The sequence below is a fragment of the Arthrobacter sp. TJ-58 genome (assembly GCF_058269295.1).
Window position 1 is genome coordinate 1080105 of the sequence record NZ_JBZCNM010000001.1, and the last position, 18112, is coordinate 1098216.

The 18112-nt window shown below is 62.4% G+C and carries 21 protein-coding genes; 11 read left to right on the forward strand and 10 right to left on the reverse strand.

The genetic code is table 11. The annotated features are described in order from the left end of the window. Positions 1–26: 26 nt before the first annotated feature. Positions 27–932: a helix-turn-helix transcriptional regulator gene (locus AC4D2W_RS04980; protein WP_490925781.1), complete on the reverse strand. Its 906-nt coding sequence runs from the start codon at positions 930–932 to the stop codon at positions 27–29. Positions 933–1080: 148 nt separating this feature from the next. Here AC4D2W_RS04980 and AC4D2W_RS04985 point away from each other — a divergent pair, with 148 nt between their 5' ends. Further along, the gene (locus AC4D2W_RS04985; RefSeq protein WP_490925782.1) at positions 1081–1446 is read left to right on the forward strand and encodes a VOC family protein; all 366 of its coding nucleotides are present in this window, start codon (positions 1081–1083) and stop codon (positions 1444–1446) included. A 212-nt stretch (positions 1447–1658) separates the two neighbouring features. Beyond that, the gene (locus AC4D2W_RS04990) at positions 1659–1967 is read left to right on the forward strand and encodes an immunity protein CdiI family protein (RefSeq protein WP_490925783.1); all 309 of its coding nucleotides are present in this window, start codon (positions 1659–1661) and stop codon (positions 1965–1967) included. 75 nt (positions 1968–2042) lie between these two features. Here the strand turns inward: AC4D2W_RS04990 and AC4D2W_RS04995 are convergent, their stop codons facing one another. From AC4D2W_RS04995 to AC4D2W_RS05005, 3 genes are all read right to left on the reverse strand, one after another. Further along, positions 2043–2291 (reverse strand): hypothetical protein, encoded by a 249-nt coding sequence (locus AC4D2W_RS04995; RefSeq protein ID WP_490925784.1) that lies wholly within the window; start codon positions 2289–2291, stop codon positions 2043–2045. Between the two features lie 838 nt (positions 2292–3129). Next, on the reverse strand, positions 3130–3585 hold the full coding sequence (locus tag AC4D2W_RS05000; protein ID WP_490925785.1) for a hypothetical protein: 456 nt from the start codon (positions 3583–3585) through the stop codon (positions 3130–3132). Then, the gene (locus AC4D2W_RS05005) at positions 3572–4084 is read right to left on the reverse strand and encodes a hypothetical protein (RefSeq protein ID WP_490925786.1); all 513 of its coding nucleotides are present in this window, start codon (positions 4082–4084) and stop codon (positions 3572–3574) included. The genes AC4D2W_RS05000 and AC4D2W_RS05005 overlap by 14 nt, the downstream gene beginning before the upstream one ends. A gap of 269 nt (positions 4085–4353) precedes the next feature. Between AC4D2W_RS05005 and AC4D2W_RS05010 the strand changes: the two genes are divergently transcribed. Beyond that, entirely contained in the window at positions 4354–4947 is a 594-nt protein-coding gene (locus tag AC4D2W_RS05010) for a recombinase family protein (RefSeq protein WP_490925788.1), read from the forward strand. On the opposite strand, the gene AC4D2W_RS05015 is transcribed toward AC4D2W_RS05010, so the two are convergent. After that, positions 4937–5812, reverse strand: coding sequence for an oxidoreductase (locus AC4D2W_RS05015; RefSeq protein ID WP_490925789.1), 876 nt, complete (start codon positions 5810–5812; stop codon positions 4937–4939). The two genes, AC4D2W_RS05010 and AC4D2W_RS05015, sit on opposite strands and share 11 nt — an antisense overlap. A gap of 109 nt (positions 5813–5921) precedes the next feature. On the opposite strand from AC4D2W_RS05015, the gene AC4D2W_RS05020 reads away from it, so the two are divergent. The 7 genes from AC4D2W_RS05020 to AC4D2W_RS05050 all read left to right on the forward strand — a co-directional run bounded on the left by AC4D2W_RS05020 (position 5922) and on the right by AC4D2W_RS05050 (position 11782). Further along, positions 5922–6344, forward strand: a complete 423-nt coding sequence (locus tag AC4D2W_RS05020) for a winged helix-turn-helix transcriptional regulator (RefSeq protein WP_490925790.1) — start codon at positions 5922–5924, stop codon at positions 6342–6344. 40 nt (positions 6345–6384) lie between these two features. After that, a complete protein-coding gene (locus AC4D2W_RS05025) occupies positions 6385–7050 on the forward strand; it encodes an SDR family NAD(P)-dependent oxidoreductase (protein WP_490925791.1) in 666 nt (221 codons plus the stop codon). A gap of 76 nt (positions 7051–7126) precedes the next feature. Next, entirely contained in the window at positions 7127–7954 is an 828-nt protein-coding gene (locus AC4D2W_RS05030; protein ID WP_490925792.1) for an SDR family oxidoreductase, read from the forward strand. Then, positions 7954–8556 (forward strand): 6-phospho-3-hexuloisomerase, encoded by a 603-nt coding sequence (hxlB, locus tag AC4D2W_RS05035; RefSeq protein WP_490925793.1) that lies wholly within the window; start codon positions 7954–7956, stop codon positions 8554–8556. Before AC4D2W_RS05030 ends, hxlB begins: the two co-directional genes overlap by 1 nt. Positions 8557–8603: 47 nt before the next feature. Continuing rightward, positions 8604–9227, forward strand: a complete 624-nt coding sequence (gene hxlA, locus AC4D2W_RS05040) for a 3-hexulose-6-phosphate synthase (RefSeq protein WP_490925794.1) — start codon at positions 8604–8606, stop codon at positions 9225–9227. Positions 9228–9395: 168 nt separating this feature from the next. Beyond that, positions 9396–10826, forward strand: coding sequence for a lipase maturation factor family protein (locus AC4D2W_RS05045; protein WP_490925795.1), 1431 nt, complete (start codon positions 9396–9398; stop codon positions 10824–10826). Positions 10827–10915: 89 nt separating this feature from the next. Beyond that, on the forward strand, positions 10916–11782 hold the full coding sequence (locus AC4D2W_RS05050; RefSeq protein WP_490925796.1) for an alpha/beta hydrolase: 867 nt from the start codon (positions 10916–10918) through the stop codon (positions 11780–11782). On the opposite strand, the gene AC4D2W_RS05055 is transcribed toward AC4D2W_RS05050, so the two are convergent. From AC4D2W_RS05055 to otsB, 4 genes are all read right to left on the reverse strand, one after another. After that, a complete protein-coding gene (locus AC4D2W_RS05055) occupies positions 11779–12573 on the reverse strand; it encodes a pullulanase X25 domain-containing protein (protein WP_490925797.1) in 795 nt (264 codons plus the stop codon). The two genes, AC4D2W_RS05050 and AC4D2W_RS05055, sit on opposite strands and share 4 nt — an antisense overlap. Positions 12574–12636: 63 nt before the next feature. Next, on the reverse strand, positions 12637–13434 hold the full coding sequence (locus tag AC4D2W_RS05060) for a lipoate--protein ligase family protein (protein WP_490925798.1): 798 nt from the start codon (positions 13432–13434) through the stop codon (positions 12637–12639). Positions 13435–13443: 9 nt separating this feature from the next. Further along, on the reverse strand, positions 13444–14232 hold the full coding sequence (locus AC4D2W_RS05065) for a thioesterase family protein (protein WP_490925799.1): 789 nt from the start codon (positions 14230–14232) through the stop codon (positions 13444–13446). A 107-nt stretch (positions 14233–14339) separates the two neighbouring features. Then, entirely contained in the window at positions 14340–15116 is a 777-nt protein-coding gene (otsB, locus tag AC4D2W_RS05070) for a trehalose-phosphatase (protein ID WP_490925800.1), read from the reverse strand. A gap of 710 nt (positions 15117–15826) precedes the next feature. Here otsB and AC4D2W_RS05075 point away from each other — a divergent pair. Further along, positions 15827–17431: an S-layer homology domain-containing protein gene (locus AC4D2W_RS05075; RefSeq protein WP_490925801.1), complete on the forward strand. Its 1605-nt coding sequence runs from the start codon at positions 15827–15829 to the stop codon at positions 17429–17431. A gap of 480 nt (positions 17432–17911) precedes the next feature. Here AC4D2W_RS05075 and AC4D2W_RS05080 read toward each other — a convergent pair whose 3' ends face one another. Continuing rightward, positions 17912–18076: a hypothetical protein gene (locus tag AC4D2W_RS05080; protein WP_181034562.1), complete on the reverse strand. Its 165-nt coding sequence runs from the start codon at positions 18074–18076 to the stop codon at positions 17912–17914. Positions 18077–18112 lie beyond the last annotated feature (36 nt).

Consider the following 18112-nt stretch of genomic DNA (forward strand, 5'->3'; position numbering starts at 1 on the left):
GACACATTTTTTTCTCGATGATCGAGCTAATCGTGTTCCGGCCGGTGTCGTAGTGCAATGTCGGACGCAAGCTCAAAGAAACGCCGGCGCGCATCCGGTGGCGAGACAATCTCAATATGGTTTGCGAACTGCAGCAGCTGCCGCACCGATTCGATATCGGGATACCTGATCTCGGCAGAACACCACCCCTCACTTATGGGTCGGATGCTTACGAGACGTGACCCTAGGATTCGGGCTGCCAGATCGCGCCGGTCTTCTCGTAAACGTGTGTAAATGATGACTGATCCGAGGTTCTCTGTCCTTTGCTTTAGGACAGCCCACACTCCGTGCAGGTTCTGGCCCGCACGGGTTTCTGCGGCGTCGGGCAATATCTCGTAACCTTCGAGTCGATCAAGGTTGAACAGACTGGGTTCCTGTTCATGGTCGGCCACCAGGTACCAACGGCCTGCTTTGGACGCCAGTCCGTACGGGTCCACTATCATCGCGGTAGCCTGCGGCGTTGCGCTATGTCGGTAACGAACCCGAAGGCGGTTCCGGCCCCGCAAGTCAAGGGCCAGGGATGCTACATCGGTGGACTGCCCAGCGGCTGTTAGCCAGCTTGCGTTCTCGACAATGACGAGATCCGCCAGCCCAGGATTTGGGGCGGCGACTGAAGCCCTTCGAGCAGCTATCTTGGCAATTGCCATTTTATGGGCCGCTGCCATGCCGAGCTGTTCTCGGTGCATCCTGTCGAGACCCGCAATTGATAGGGCCTCCATCTCGGCGGGCTCCAGGTGGGAGGCATTCAATCGGCTGCCGGGGAGCAGCACGATACCCCCATTCCGGCCGCGCTCTGCGTAGACGGGAACTCCAGCGGCTGACAGCGCTTCCACGTCGCGCAACACCGTTCGTCGGGACACTTCCAGCCGGTGGGCCAACTCGCCGGTTGTCATGCGTTCGCGAGTCTGCAGAACGAGAAGCAGGGCAAGTAGTCGGGAGGCTCTCATAGTTCACCATCATGGCGTACAAACATGACACCTTCTGGCGCGATTAACTGGTTGAGTCGCTCCTGACCGTATACACGCCGACTTAGGAGACTCCATGCCTGCCCCTAACTTGTTCCTGATTTATGTTCGTGAAGCTGAAGCGGCGACGCAGTTCTATCGTTCCCTGTTCGACATTGAGCCTGTTTTCACCAGTCCCCGCTACGTCGCTTTCGAAGTCGCACCAGGGGTGCTCTTTGCTTTGTGGACAGGACGCAACGACCACGCGAGGGCCGGAACGCCACGAACCTCTGAAGTCGGACTGATGGTTCCAGGATCTGCAGCGGCGGTAGATGAGCTCTTCGCGCAGTGGAAAGCCAAGGGAGTTACAGTCCTGGAACCACCTTCCGATGATGTTTTCGGGCGTACTTTTGTGGTCGCAGATCCTGACGGCAATCTCATTCGGGTTTCGCCTGTGGACTGATGCCAAGGACTTATCCAACCCTGCGGTCAAGGCAGGCCAGCACGAACCAGATCGTATCCGTGCTGGCCAGGACCATAGATAGACTGTGGACCACAGACTTTCCCGACAAATCAGCCTGGCGAGAGTGTTCCGGTGAGGGATCGGCTTACAGGCAGTCCGATCAACACCGGAAGGCCGGCATTAGGATGCCCGCTTGGGGCTAGTATTTGGTCATGCCAGACGACCCCGCCCGTCGAGTCATCCGCCTGTTTCCTGACTACGGGCACCGGTGGCCATTTTGGGAGAACAGTACCCCCGGCCACCCGAGCAAATACACAATGGAGCCGGCAGACTTCGGGCTGTCAGAAACCCTAACTGACCGACTTCGCGCTTGGTACGACGCCTGGGATGCCGAGAACCTTTATGAAAACGGTTGGAGTTCACGCGCCAAGGAACGGGCATGGAAGGCTGAGGGTGCCAGTATCGCCGAGCAACTTCGATCAGAGGTCAAAGCCTTCGCTGACGTGGAATACGACGAGTAGCGGCCCCGACACCACAGATATCCCGCAGAAGGATCCTCCAGCGAGGCATCGTCTCTTGCTCGTCGGTTCTATCCTCTAGTGATAAAAGGGCAGTTTTTGATTCGTCTCGACCGGAACGACGTCGAGACTTGGTTCGGTCAGTAGGTGGTCGATCAGCGCCTGCTCAGCTCCGATGCCGGCCCAATGAGGATCAACATCTTTGGTGATGCACCAGGCCCGATCGGAGGGCCACATGAATGATCGACGGAGTTGATCAGTATCTGATGGGACGTCGCTCTGGCCTGCAATCTCGTTACCTGCCACAGGGATCTTGCGGTTGGTCAAGACCTAGCACCTGGCGCCGACGGGTTTCCCAGTGGTCACTCGCTCCTGCTCTTCGTCAAGAATGTTGCACCTTTATGCTGCAGGAGCTGGAGTCTGAAGTGGCCACACTGCTCGCATTCGCCGGCAATAGTTAGAGTGTGACGTCGCTCCGAATGTCCATCGTTAGTCAGGGATACAGTCAGTCGGCTTTTGTCGTCCTCACCTTCTGCCAAGGCAGTGAGCTTTTGGCCAGCAGCATTTTCCAGCCACACCTCATCGAAGTGCAAACCTGAGCTGCTGTCTCCGCAGTAGGGACATCTCACACCCATCTGATCCTGGGGTCCGTGGTGTTCGGTATCAACTGATAGCACTACTGAGTCCTCCCGGACGTAGCGAACGCCATCTACCTCAATGTGGTCCTGCATGGTATTTTCTCCTCCGAGAACGGGTGCTGTCCTTGCCTGCATGTAGTCAACCACTTTCGAGGAGCCCGCGGGAGTAACGAGTGACCGAAATCGGTCCTTTCCGTGCGCGCACGCTGGACTGGGCTGTGAGCATGCCCCGTGAGCCGCGGCGGTAAGTGGCCTGATTTTACAGCAGATTGTGGCCGTTCTCTGAGGCAATAATCCAGCCGACGATGCTGCCATGATGAGCATCGAGTAACTGCAGGCTGCATTGCGTTCCATGACGGCCCCGACATCAGACATCAGCCCCTTCCCCTCCATCGATTCCCCAGGCGGCAATCCCCCGACCTTCGGCTCTAATGCGGGAAGTGCCGGCTGAGACCTCTTGGGGCGGATTGAGCTGCCGATCTCACGTTTGGCTCGGCATTCGGCTGGTGCCTGCTCGGGATCTCGAACTAGTTTCTTCTTGGTCGTGAAACCACCTGTACAGCGCGGTCTCCCCTTTTGACAAACGAACCCTCTGGGTCGAGTTCATTGACCACAAAGGACTCGTCACTACGAAGCGTCTGATAACGCTCAGAGTCGGGGGTTCCAGTGTCTCCGAAAATACTGTCACTCAGAGACGCAAAGGGAGACGCTGCCCCCAAGCGCTTGGGTCTTCCCGGCACTACGATCTTCTTGAATGTCCTACAAACAGACAGGTTGTCCTGCACGGACACCACCTCAACCTCAACCTTCGAGATGTCGACTGTCCCCAGCAACTCATCTGTGTCCGGGTCGCGAACCTCTGATGGTTCCGAACTGAGTATCTTGAACCGCATCCCGACCTGTACTCCAGCCGAGCTTCCTCGGTTGATGGCAATATCACGCTCCGATATAACCTGAGCGACCTTGCCCTCAATCGGTTCCATTTATACTCTCCTCGTCAAATACTTCGATTTGCCCGCGCTGTTGGCGAGCGTTCTGGTTTAGCTCGTTCGCCTTCCGCTCAGCGGCGCTGTTGAACGAGGTCCAATCCTCAACGCTGGCAAGAGTATCCTCAGCGATGTAATTGAGCCTCGCGCTCAGGTCCATCAGGCTGCTCCGCATCGTCGCTGTGTCCATGCTCTTTGCTTCCTGGGCACTCACGCTCAGGGCTTGGGTCCGATAGGTCAAGTTGACTAGCCGTCTTACAGAGGCCTCCGCGTGAGTATCGTCCGGCCTGCCGCTGCGTGAAAAGAGGGCAATGCTTCCGAGCTGAAAGGCGACAGCCAGCAGTACGAGAAGAACACTCAACTCGCTTGAGGGTGGATCTACTCTAGATGCAGTGGCCGCAGTAAAGACTGTCGTTCCAAGGGCAAGCAGGAAGAGAAGAGCACCGCCGACGCGTTGAGCCCAGCGTCTCCATAAGCTTCGAGCCTTTTGAACCATCCCACGAATCTACCGTCTTTTAATTCGTAGTCTCGACAGGAGGTTCGGGGCTGGCCTTCAGCGTTGCAGCCCCCAGCAGTAAATGCCATGGTTTTTGCAGCGTGTTGTGGCTGACCTCCTAGTCCCGCACGCCGGTCCCCCACCATGACGCGTCCAACCGAACTTTACCTACCCTGGAATGTCCATATACCTGCGTGACATGGTGGTTCGCGTATACCCCGCCCGGGCATATGCCCGGTGAAGGTGGCCCAACCGCTACATTCAGAACCATGAGTGCCCACATCGTCGGTTACGCCCGCGTCTCCACCAACGAGCAGGACCTCACGGTTCAGCAGAACCAACTCGCGGCTCTCGGTGTCCCCGGGGACCTGATTTATACCGACCACGGGCTGACCGGCACCAACCGTGACCGGCCAGGCCTGCGTCAGGCCATGGCAGCAGTCCGTGACGGGGACACCTTCGTCATCACCAAACTCGACCGCCTCGCCCGCTCCCTGCCCGACGCCCGCGACATCCTCGAAGAACTCACGAAGAAAAACGTGAAGCTGAGTATCGGCGGATCCATCCACGATCCGTCGGACCCCGTTGGTCGGCTGCTGTTCAATGTCCTCGCCATGGTTGCCGAGTTTGAATCCGACCTTATACGGGCCCGCACCCGGGAAGGCATGCAGCTCGCCAAGGCCAAGGGCCGGCTTCGGGGCAAGCAACCCAAGCTCTCCAAAGCGCAGGAAGCACACGTGGTCTCCCTGTATCAAGCCGGAGAACACACCACCACAGAGATCGCCGAACTCTTCAAGGTCGCCCGCAGCACGGTCTACCGCATCGTCCAACGAACGCCCCCCCCGCGCCAAGCTAAACGGTGATCCGTTCAAGTTCCCTGAGGTCGGCATCGGAAAGGGTAAGGGCAGCCCCGGCGATGTTTTCGCGCAGATGCGACACGGAGGACGTGCCCGGAATCAACAGGATGTTCGGGGAACGCTGCAGCAGCCAGGCCAGGGCAACCGACATTGGGCTCGCGTAGAGACGCTCAGCAACGGCGGAAAGAGCGTCTGATTGCAGCGGAGTGAAGCCACCCAGCGGAAAGAAGGGAATGTAGGCGATCCCTTCCGCGGCCAGGCGGTCTACGAGGTTGTCGTCCCACCGGTTGGCAAGGTTGTACATGTTCTGCACTGACACGATCGGTGCGATTGACTGAGCCTCCTCAACCTGTTCGGCGGTGGCGTTGCTGACGCCGAGGTGCCTGATGATGCCCTGCTGCTGCAGGTCAACGAGTGTCTCAAACGCTTCACCTATGTCTTCCGGGGCCGGCCCGTTGGCGTCGCCGAGACGAAGGTGCACGAGGTCCAGGACGTCGGCCCCAAGGGTTTCAAGGTTGTCATCGATCTGTGCCCGCAGTTCATCGGGCCTGCGGGCGGGCGGCCAGCCGCCGTCGGCGTCGCGGCGTCCCCCAACCTTCGTCGCGATGAACAGATCCTTGGCGTACGGGTGCAGTGCCTCCCGGATCAGTTCGTTGACAACACGGGGGCCGTAGGTTTCCGCGGTGTCTATGTGGGTGATCCCGCTGTCCACTGCGGAACGGACGACGGCGAGTGCCTCCTCGCGATTCCTCGGCGGCCCGAACGCCCCCGGACCCGAGAGCTGCATGGCCCCGTATCCGAAGCGGGACACGGTGGTGTCGCCGAGGGTCCAGGTGCCGCCCGGCAGGGCAGGAATGGTGCTGTTCATCATGGAGCCTTTCAGTGCTTGTGGAACTGCGTGATGTCCACCATCCTGAAGGAGCTGCTACCCATCGGGAAGTAGTTACTTTAAAGTGCGTTGCTACCCAAGGTGAGGTCCCATGGCGACGATGACGGCGGCACAGAAGAAAGCGGAAGCGAAAACGCGGTACAACGCGTTCCTCGCCGCGTGCCCCAGCCAGCAGTTGCTGGCTCAGGTTTCCGGCAAATGGGTGACCCTGGTGCTTTCTGCGCTGGGCAGCGGGCCGGACTGTGACGGGGAGCCGCGGCCGATGCGCTACTCCGAGCTGGCGCGGGTCCTCGCGGGCGTGAGTCCCAAGATGCTGACGCAGACGCTGAGAACCCTCGAACGTGACGGGCTGATCTCCCGGACGGCAACCGCAACTGTTCCCGTCACAGTGACCTACGACCTCACCGCCCTCGGATTATCACTGCATCAAACGGTCCGGCAGCTCAAGCTCTGGTCCGAGACTCACCGGGATGAGGTCTCAGCGCATCAGGCGCAGTTCGACGACGCGCGCTGACATCCGGAATTATTTGGCGGCCGCACCAGTTCCATCCACCATGACAACAATCGCGATCATTGGAGCAGGACGGGGCCTCGGAGCCGCCGTCGCACGACGATTCGGTGCGGAGGGGTTCTCCGTGGCCTTGATCTCCCGGAACCAGGCCAAGGTGGACGCACTCGCCGAAGACCTCGGCAAGGCCGGCATCCAGGCCCGCGGCTTCGCTGCGGACGTCCGCAAGCCGGAATCGATTGCCGCAGCCCTGGAGGCCGCCGCCGAGAGCCTCGGTCCGGTCGAGGTCCTGCAATACAGCCCGCTGCCGCAGAAGGACTTCATGCGGCCCGTCCTCGAGACCACTCCGGCGGACCTGGTGGGACCTGTCGAATTCTCCATTTACGGCCCGGTTGCCGCAGTCCACCAGGTACTTCCCGGCATGCGCTTCCTCGGCGAAAACCGAGGCACCATCCTTTTCGTCAACGGAGGCTCTGCCGTCAAGCCCGGGCGCAACGTCACCGGAACCTCAGTGGCGTTCGCCGGCCAGGCCGCCTATGCCCAGCTGCTTAACGAGGTCCTCGGCGAGGAAGGCATCCACGTGTCGCAGCTGATCATCGGCGGCCGCATCATCGAGGGCGATCCCGAAAAGGATCCCGACGTCCTCGCCGGCGTGCTGTGGGATCTGCATCGCGGCCGCGACACGTTCCGCCGCCAGATCAGCGCGGACTGACCCCAACCGGCAGACGCGGACACCACCGATTTCGATCCGCCACGGATTCGATCCAACACTTAGCAGGGAGCACAGCATGAGCAAGGTCTGGTTCATTACCGGAACATCGCGCGGTTTCGGCCGCGAATGGGCGGAAGCCGCCCTGGAACGCGGCGACTCCGTTGCCGCCACCGCCCGCAGCACGGACAGCCTGACGGCACTGGTGGACACCTACGGTGACCGGGTGCTGCCGCTGTCCCTCGATGTCACAGACCGCGACGCGGTCTTCGCCGCCGTCCGGCAGGCGCATGAGCACTTCGGACGCCTCGACGTCGTTATCAACAACGCCGGTTACGGTCAGTTCGGCATGGTCGAGGAGCTTTCGGAAGCCGAGGCGCGCGACCAGATCGAGACGAACCTTTTCGGGGCCCTCTGGGTCACCCAGGCGGCCCTGCCGTTCCTGCGCGCGCAGGGCAGCGGCCACATCATCCAGGTTTCCTCCATCGGCGGCATCTCCGCTTTCCCGTCCGTGGGCATTTATCACGCCTCCAAGTGGGCGCTTGAAGGACTCAGCCAGTCGCTGGCGCAGGAGGTTGCCGGCTTCGGCATCCACGTCACCCTGATCGAACCCGGCGGATTCTCCACCGACTGGAGCGGCAGCTCCGCCAAGCACGCCACGGCTATTCCCGCGTACGACGGCGTCCGGGAGCAGGCGGCGAACCGGCCGAGCCGCAGGGGCACGCCCGGGGACCCGCATGCCACCCGCGGACCGATCCTGCAGATCGTCGACTCCGAGAACCCGCCGCTGCGGGCATTCTTCGGCGAAGCCCCGCTCGCCATTGCCAAAGCGGACTACGAGTCCCGGCTGGCGTCCTGGGAGCAGTGGCAGCCGGTGGCCGTCGAAGCCCACGGCGGCAGCAACTGATGCCTCCGGAAAGCACCGCCCGAACGGCCGCTGAGACCTCAGCGGAGCCCGCCGTCCGGGACAGCCTGCGGCTCATCCTGGACGAACTTTCCGCTGCGGCGGACGGCCTCCAGGAGGACCAGCTGGCAGCCCTGGCCGCCGAAATCCGGCAGGCTGATCGCGTCTTTGTTGCCGGCGGCGGCCGCAGCGGGCTCGCTCTGCGGATGCACGCCATGCGCCTGATGCACCTCGGACTGACCGTGTATGTGGTGGGCGAAACGACGACGCCGGCCATCGGGTCCGGTGACCTGCTGGTTGTCGCCTCCGGGTCCGGGACCACGGCCGGTGCCGTTGCTGCCGCGCAGACCGCCGTCTCGGCCGGCGCCCGGGTGGTTGCGCTGACCACCGACGGCGGTTCCACGCTGGCGGAAACCGCGCACCGCGTGGTGGTTATCCCCGCCGCGCAGAAGACCGACCACAGCGGCACTGCCTCCCGGCAGTACTCCGGCAGCCTCTTCGAGCAGGCCCTGCTCCTGGTGCTGGACGGCGTCTTCGCCGCCCTCTGGAAGTCCGACGGCACCCCCGCCGAGGACCTCTGGCCCCGGCACGCGAACCTCGAATAACGCGTGCCCCCAAAAAAACTTCACTTCCCAGCTATCAAAGGAACACCATGAAACTGCAACTCGCCATGGACGTACTGACCGTCGAAGATGCCCTCGAGCTCTCCGGGAAGGTCGCCGAGTACGTCGACATCATTGAACTGGGCACCCCGCTGGTCAAGAACGCCGGGCTCTCCGCCGTGACGGCCATCAAGGAAGCCCACCCGGACAAGATCGTCTTTGCCGACCTCAAGACCATGGACGCCGGAGAACTCGAAGCCGACATCGCCTTCAAGGCCGGCGCCGACCTCGTGACGGTGCTCGGCGTCGCGGACGATTCCACCATCGCCGGAGCCATCAAGGCCGGCAAGGCCCACGGCAAGGGCGTTGTCGTGGACCTCATCGGCGTCGAGGACAAGGCAGCCCGCGCCAAGGAGGTCACGGACCTTGGCGCCGAATTCGTGGAGTTCCACGCCGGACTCGATGAGCAGGCCCAGGACGGTTACGACCTCAACACCCTGCTGACCGCAGGCAAGGCAGCCGGCGTGGCCTTCTCCGTCGCCGGCGGCGTGAAGCTGGACACCCTCGCCGATGTGCAGGCCTCGGGTGCGGAGGTCGCCGTCGTCGGCGGCGGCATCTACAGCGCCGAGGACCCCGCCCAGGCTGCGAAGGAACTGCGCGCCGCCATCAAGTAAACATGTGAATTTCCGGCCGCTGCCCGGCTGGAGGAACCACGGAAGGCCGGCCCTTTGGGGCCGGCCTTCCGCCGTTTCCGGGGCTCTTGTGCCGGCCCGGTCAACATGCTGTTCCGGTTCTGACGCACTCCGGCCAAACTCCTGTCCCCGGCATTACCGTTGGTAAGCATGGAGCTCTTCAGCGCCGAGGGATATGAGTTTGCGCGGCAGGTGCTGCAGCGCGGAATAGCCGCCGTGTACCTGATCGCCTTCATCTCCGCCGTCAACCAGTTCCCGGCACTGCTGGGTGAAAACGGCCTGCTGCCGGCACCGCGGTATCTGGCCCGGACCGCCGGACGCGGGATTCCCACCCTGTTCCGCTGGCACTACTCGGACCGGTTCCTGCTCGCCGTGGCCTGGACCGGAGCCGCCGTGGCCGCCCTGCTGGTTGCCGGACTGCCGCAGCACGGCCCGCCGTGGCTGCCCATGGCCGCCTTCGGGCTGCTGTTCGGGCTGTACCTGTCCATCGTGAACATCGGCCAAACGTTCTACGGCTTCGGCTGGGAGTCACTGCTGCTCGAGGCCGGTTTCCTGGCCGCGTTCCTGGGGTCCAACGAGGTGGCTCCCCCGGTGACGGTGCTGTTCCTGTTCCGCTGGCTGGTGTTTCGGCTGGAGTTCGGCGCCGGGCTGATCAAGATGCGCGGGGACCGGGTATGGCGGGACCTGACAGCGCTGTACTACCACCATGAGACCCAGCCCATGCCCAACCCGGCCAGCTGGTACTTCCACCATCTGCCCAGGCCGCTGCACAAGGCCGAAGTCCTCGGCAACCACTTTGCGCAGCTGGTGGTGCCCTTTTTCCTGTTTTTTCCGCAGCCCGTCGCCGGCATTGCGGCGCTCATCGTCATCATCACCCAGCTGTGGCTCATCCTGTCCGGCAACTTCGCCTGGCTGAACGCGCTGACCGTCCTGCTGGCCTTCAGCGCAGTCGCCGATTCGAACCTTCACGCACTGCTGCCCGGAGCTGCCTTCAGCACCCCGGATCCGGAGGCAACCCCGGTCTGGTTTGCCGCCGTCGTGCTGGCAGTGACGGCACTGATGATCTACTGGGCGTGGGAGCCGCTGCGGAACCTGTTCAGCCGGAATCAGCTGATGAACGCGAGCTTCAACCGCTGGCACCTGTCCAATGCCTACGGCGCGTTCGGCTCCATCACGCGGACCCGGAACGAGGTGGTCATCGAGGGGACCAATGATGAGCCCGGCCCGGACGCCCGCTGGCTGGAGTACGAGTTCAAGGGAAAACCCGGGGACCCGTCCCGGATGCCGCGCCAGTTTGCCCCGTACCACCTGCGCCTGGACTGGCTGATGTGGTTCCTGGCCCTGGGCGCCTCGGGCGGTTCCTGGTTTCCGGTGCTGCTGCAGAAACTGCTCGACGGCGACCGCCGCACGCTGGCCCTGCTGCGCACCGATCCCTTCGCCGGCGCACCTCCGCGCTGGGTGCGCGCCAGGGTGTACCGCTATCGCTTTTCCACGGCGGCAGAACGCCGGGCCGACGGCGTGTGGTGGGTCCGCGAGCCCGCGGGCTTCCTCACCGATCCGGTCCGGCGAATCGAAGGCTGACACCTACCGCCGGGCAGGCAGGGAATGGCAGACTTGCCGGCAAAGTCCAGTCTGCAGCCCGGATCACTGCCGATGCGAGGAGCATAACCATGACCCCTGTCGGAAGCCTGCTGACTCCCCTGGCCACGCTGGACCCGGACCAGATGCAGTCCGAGGACCGCGCCCCCGTGGTATTCATTCACGGACTGTGGATGCACTCCACCAGCTGGGACCCCTGGGTGGAGCTCTTTGAGGAGCGGGGTTACGCCGCGTTTGCGCCCGGCTGGCCCGGGGAACCGGACAGCCTGCCGGCGGCCAACGCTTTCCCGGGGTCCATGGCCGGCACCGGAGTGCGGGAAGCTCTGGAACACTACGAAAAATTCATCAGCAGCCTGCCTCAGCCTCCGGTGCTGGTGGGCCATTCCTTCGGCGGCCTGCTGGCCCAGCAGCTCCTGGCCCGGGGAATGGCCGCCGGGGCGGCGGCCATTGCACCCACACAGTTCCGCGGTGTGCTGCGGCTGCCTCCGGCACAGCTCAGGTCCATCCTGCCGGTGCTGCGCAACCCGCTGAACATCCGCCGAATCACCCGCCAGACACCGCAGCATTTCCGCCGGACTTTTGCCAACGAGGTCAGCGAACGCGAGTCCCATGACCTGCATGCCACCTGCGTGATGCCCGCCCCGGGGCGGCCGCTGTTTCAGGCCGCGGCGGCGAACCTGGCTCCGCGCACCCCGGTGCGCGTGGATACGTCAGTAAACCGGGGGCCGCTGCTTTTGCTGGCGGCCGGCCGGGACCGTGTGGTCCCGGCCTCGGTGGTCCGGGCAGCCGCTCGCCGGTACCGGTCCTCGGCGTCGACCACCGAATACGTGGAGATCGACGGCACCGGACATTCCCTGGCGATTGACCACAACTGGCGGATTGTCGCGGACACGGTGCTTGGCTTCCTGGCCCGCCACGGCCTGTTTGCGGAAGGTTAGGCGTTGACGTCCGGCTTGGTGACCACGGTGTGGGTGGCGTGGTCGTACAGGAACGTCAGCGAACCGCCGTCGTGCGCCATGTCCAGGTTGCCGCCGTCCCGGTGACCGTACAGGCCGTAGTTTTCATCCCACGAACCGTTCAGCGCCACTTTGTATTCATAGTGTCCGGCGGGCAGGTCAGCCGTGAGCTTCCACAGTTCATCGCTGCGGTCGAAGGTGAGCTGGAGGCCGGCGGCAGTCGGGTCCCAGTCTGCGGCACCCAGCGCGCTGCCCAGGTTTCCGGCAATAACGACGGCGTCCGGCTGCGGGAAGGAGGGCCCGGAGAATTCCGATTCCTGGTGTGCGCCGTGGCGTTCCAGCGGAACCTCCGGAACACTCACCGCTTCCTGCAGTGCCTCTTCAACTATTTCTTCCACTTCCTCGGCAGCAGGCGACACAGCTGATGCGGCCGGTGCCTTGCCGTTCATTGCAGCCAGCAGGTCTGCCGTTTCCGGGAATTCCTGCAGCGCCTGGCGGCCGGAGGCGGTGATGCTCCAGCCTGCCCGCCCCTCCTTGGTAATCCAGCCGGCCTTAACGAGTTTGCTGCTGGCGTTGGACAAGGTGCGTTCGCCGCGCACAACACCGGTGGGCAGAACCTCGGCCTCGCTGCCGGTCAGCGGCACCTTGGACACGGCGGCAGCAAGGACCTCTCCCCGGCTGATCCGGCGTTCGGCAGCCGGATCTTCAGCGGCCAGCACCTCCAGGACAGCCTTCAGTCTCAGTGCGGTGTTTTCGACGGTGTTCTTGGCCAATGTCCTACCCTTTCAAAACGGTTTGTTCAAATCCTTCTCCAAGCTTACTGACCATCGGGCAGGTTACCGGACCGACGCCCCGTGCGGCACCGCGGCATCACCCGGGCGGACGGCATCCGCCAACGCGCCGAATTCCCCGTGGGCCAGCGGTGCGTAAGTGCTGTAAGCCTTGATCAGAGCCGCTTCGACCGTATCAAGGTCAACGTTCCCGGCGTCCTCCGCAGCACCGGCCGTTGCCGGATTCCAGTCCAGGCCGAGAGCGGCGTAACAGCTCGTCAGGACGCGCCGCAGGGGCGCAGCGTCCTGCACCACCAGCACCGAGGAGAACAGCCAGGCACCGGACACCACCCGCTGCGCGGTGCCCACCAGCTTGATTTTGCGGCCGGTTCCGGTGGTGCCGTGGACGGTGAACTCCCCCGGGCAGTATTCGCCGGGTATCTCCCCCACTGCTGCGTCCACGCCGGCGTCCTGCAGGGCCGAGGCATACAGCTCGCCGAAGGCCGAGAACCTGCCCCGGGAACCCGCCACCGCCTCCGTCCCCGGCTCCACATGATCGAGGATGAGGCAGCCCTGATGATAGGCGGCAGCACGCCCTCCGGCCTTGCGGACCAGCGGCTCAAACCCCTGGTCCCGGCAGGCCGAAGCAGCGGATTCACACCCGGGAAGGCGGGCATCGCGCTGCCCCAGCGCCACGGTGGGCAGCGGCCGGTACACGCGCAGCGTAGGTCCCAGCCCTCCGGTCCGGGCGGCGGAGAGCATGGACAGCGCAAAGTCCAGATCCGCTGCAGCGCCCAGCGGATGATCCTGCCGCACCACGGTCAGGAGCTCCGGACGGGAGCTCACGGGCTGGTCCTGCGGCACGCGGGTCTCCTAGGCCTGCGCGCCGAGCCGGCGCACCGTCAGGATCTGTTCGCTGCGGCCAAAAGGACCGTCTGCGTCATGCAGCACGGAAGACGTCAGCCCAATGCCGTCGGTTCCAAAGGTGACCCTTGTATCCAGGCCCAGCCATTCGCCCCGGGGTGGGCGGTGAAGGTGGATCTGCAGGTCAACATTGGGGAACATGTAGCTGTCCGCGCCCGGCGGAACACGGGCCGCAATGCCGTTGGCTGTATCCACGAGCCCCACCATCCGCACCAGGTCCGACGTCGTTTCCCCCTCCAGCATGGCGTAGGGGGTGCGCACCCACACCTGGCCCCTGCCGGGCCGCAGTCCCGGGACGGCACGGAAATCCAGTGAGCCGATGAAGTCCCCCGGCCATTCGGTCATCCCGTGTGCTTCCTCCAGGCCGTCGGGTCCGGGCATTGGGGCGTCCTCCAGGCCGGCCACCTCCGCGGTGGATCCCAGCGCCAGCCGCCAGGCGGTGGCCCGGACAGCAGTCCGGCCGCCGGCAATCAGCTCCGCTTCCAACAGCTCAATGGTGCGGCCGGGCCGCAGGACCTTGGTCCGCACGTCGAACGTGCCGCCGGGAATGACGCCCAGGATGTCATAGCTGATCCGGGCAATGCGCATGTCCGGGCGGGGGCTGCAGGTCTCCAGTGCGTGGGCCAGGAGGCCGGATACCGGTGCCATATGCTGCTCATGCTCATTCCAGGCGCCCTGGGTGTGGACGGTGGATTCAAAGGTTTCCTCGCCCAGGGCGCGGTAATACGACTCGGCCACGGATGTGCCCTCCTTGCGGTTCGGATTTGGATCTCAGGCTACATGAGCAGTTGGACACTCCGCGCCGGAACCGTTTCGGACCTCCTTGTGCGAGCGGATACCCCTCGCTATTGCATTGCGGCGCTGAGTTGCTGCAGCCAGGCCTGAAACTGTTCCGGGCTGTCGAAGTGGGCTCCAGCTATCTTGCGTACGTCCGGAGCGATGTCAGGGGCATCAACGACCAGCGCATGCCCTCCAGCTGCGGTTGCCGCTTCGAATGCCGGCAAGTCTCCTCGATCATCACCTGCGTATGCAACCGTCTGGATTTTCCCAGTACTGATGATCCTTTGAAGGGCAGTGCCTTTGTCCTGTTTCAGGGGTATTCGGAGTTCCGCGACGAACTTGCCCGGTTCGTGGCGCAGCCCATGAGTCCTGATCATTTCCTGAACGAGCGGGGCGATTAGTTTCGCTGCGCTGTCACGGTCTGGTGCACGCCGCCAGTGGACGGCGACTGCGAGGGACTTGTCTTCAACGTATATGCCCTCAATATCGTCTAATTCTCGATGCAACGCCTGAGTGGCTGCTCTCACAGCTGTCATCCACTGTTGGGCTTCGGGATCAATCTCGATGCCGTTTTCGGTGACGTGTTCAAGACCGTAGGAACCATAGAGTTCTACGCCTGGGATAGTTGCCCGCGCCGAGAGGAAGCCGGCCGGCCGTCCGGAGAGGAGAGCGACGACCGAAAGTCTGGTCGCTAAGCTTGCGAGGATTTCCTTCGTGCCCGGCAACAACTCGCTGGCCTCGGGATCCTCGGTTATTCGAGAGAGAACGCCGTCGAAATCCATGACCAACCCAGCGTCCTTATTGGCCGTCAGAGCTTGCATCGCCGTGGTCGCTGCATCCATACACCCACACTAACCGAGAGCACGCAGCGTTACTCGACCGACATCAGGAGCCCGAAAGATGATCCCCCCATGGGAAGCGGGGCATTGTCTACAGCATTCGGCCCCGGTTTTTACGCAAGTGACGCCCAATGCGGACCGTGCCGACAAACATCAAACTACATAACACTGCAAGAGCTACGACGAGGACCACTGCGTTCTTCCATCCAACCGGCACCGGCAGCGGCCCACCACTGACGAGGAGAGCCGTGATGACCGCAGAAAGGTAGGCAATTCCACCTGACATCACGCAAACAAGAGCAATGAGTAGGAGCTGAATTATCTGTCCGCGCCAGTCCCACGGTTGCCGACGTCGCGTGTGCTTCTGCATCACCTGATCCTAACGAGACAGGGCACAAAAAGGCGTACCAGCATCTGGGGCTTCGAAGACTAATGAGCTAGGCACCGAGCGCCTCAAGAGGGCAGGCTCAGGGATCCTCAGCGCATCAGGACACCGCTGGCTGTATTCGTACTACGGTTTCCCGGAGGCCGCCCATCGTTGCATGCCACCTAGGAGATGGAATGGCGTGAGCATGAATTTCGGCCGCACACGGTACCCTGCAGTTATTGCGGTCTAAATTCTTCGCCGCAGGGCAAACTGATGCGATTCAGTTTGCGCGGATCTGAGAACCGGGGGCCGTACGTTGATCCGTTCAACTGCGCAAAAAATGGCTGTGCTTGCGAGCACAGTGGCACTGTCTTTCACCTTTACTGCCGTTCCAGCGCAGGCGAACGATGAAACTGCATCTCCTCCTCCGACCACCGTGACGGGCTGTGGCGCACTCGGCGCGTCGCCGCTCCTGGAAGCCCCGGTGACCGGAGGAGGGCCGGAAGCGGTAACCGTCAGTCCGGACGGTTCCCGTCTGTACGTGTCACTGACAAAAACCGAGGAACTTGGCAGCGGCTTCGTGTCGGTTCTCGATGCTGCGACGCTGCAGCAGGTGGCGGAAATGCGGGTACCGGGACACTATCCCTACGCCGGAAAGGTATACGTGAATGCCGCCGGAACCAAAGGATATCTAGGGACAAATTCAGGAACTGTGCAGGTCTTTGATGCCCTCACCAACACGATGACGGCTTCAGTCCCGATCTTCGATTCCAAGGCAATCGCTTTTAGTCCTGACGGAGCGAAGGTCTATGTCGCCGGTTACAACCGCGTCATTACCGTTATCGATGCAAAGACGGACACCGTCGTCGACACGTGGAACTTTGATCTTGCCTATGGCACATTCGTTGACATCGAAATCGACCCGACGGGGTCATTTGCTTACGTGGGCGGCCTGAGCAGGAATGTCGTGCATGTCATTGATCTACGCTCAGGTGCTGTGGTTCAGACCATTGAGGTGGGAGGCCCTCCAGGGCAGTTGGCCCTCACTTCAGACGGTAAGACGCTCTACGTGACCGACGGGTTCAACGGGAAGCTGCTTGTCGTGGATACAGCGACCCGATCCGTTCGGAACAGCTTCTCCTCGCGGCAGGGTCGGCAGCTGCTGCTGAGCGGTTCTGAGGACCGTGCCTTCCTCTTGTCAGGGCTCCACTCCCGGATTGATGTTGTCGACCTGACCACGGATGCAGTGATCTGCGCTCATTCGCTGCTGCCGGATTACCGGCACGGCCTTATGGACTTTGCCCTCAGCCCCGACGGGCGACGAATGTTTGTGGCGAGTATCGCGCACAACAACAATAAGATCTCCGTCCTGCCGATTCCCGGGGAGAAAAACACGCTGTTTCGCGATGTCTCGGGCGTAGATCAGTTTGAGCGTGAAATCCGCTGGATGGCGAACGCCGGCATTGCGACCGGCTACGAGGATGGCTCCTATCGTCCGCTGGAACCTGTCCGCAGGGACGCCATGGCGGCTTTCCTCTATCGGTTCCACGGCTCCCCGGAATTTGCAGCACCGCCGGTATCTCCGTTCACGGACCTGAACACGACCGACAAGTTCTACAAGGAGATCACCTGGCTGGCAAGTATGGGGATAGCGACCGGATGGCCGGACGGCACCTATCGTCCCCTTGAGCCGGTCCAGCGGGACGCCATGGTGGCCTTTATGTACCGTTCAGTCAAGAACACGCACTTTAGTGCGCCGGAGACCAGCCCGTACAGGGACGTTAAAACCACCGACCAGTTTTATCTGGAGATGGCATTCATGTCCGCGAATGGCGTCACGACCGGATGGCCCGACGGAACCTTCCGACCCCTCCAGCCGGTCAACCGCGATGCCATGGCGGCCTTCATGTACCGGCTCAATCCGTTGGGGCCATCAAATCTTCTCCGGTGATTCCGTGATGCCATGATGCCATGGCTCGACCACGACAATCCGGCTGGGTGTGAAGGCCTTCAGGACCTGGGTGCCGATAGTTGATCTGAATGAATTCCTCGGCCGCCTTGCGGGGATTCTCCGAACCCAGCTGCTTTATGGAGTCTTCGACCATCGGCGTCCAGATGGCGTCCTGAGAATACACCTACTGATGCCGAAGACACGGTAGCTGCCCTTTCTGCGGAGCTTTGAAGTGATGATTCTTCCGGCGCTTCCTCTTGAAATCTCTGAATTCTCAGGAAGAATTCGCGTGAATCACCTCAACGCGCGTAAGGCTTGAAACATCGGACAGTTGGATCATTCCGGACGCTATGTGATAAACACTTACCCTGCCAACGCAAACGCAAGGCAACACAGCGAGAATTCAGCTCTATCCCTCACGCGATGAAGTGTGCGTCGAGAGGCACGCCCGTGGGGGTGAACGGCTTGTATTCGAAATACCTACGTGGCAGGAGGCGTGCTCTGGTTCTTGTCGGAATCGTAAGACCGCAGCCCGTGCTTCACCCCGAGGCGGACGATCAGGTACAGGATAAAGCCAACGACCGCCGGTACCACGACCCACATGATGAAGAGGACGATGAAGAAACCGAATCCATCTACACGCATAACTACCCCCCCACGATTCATAAGCGATTAGTCCCT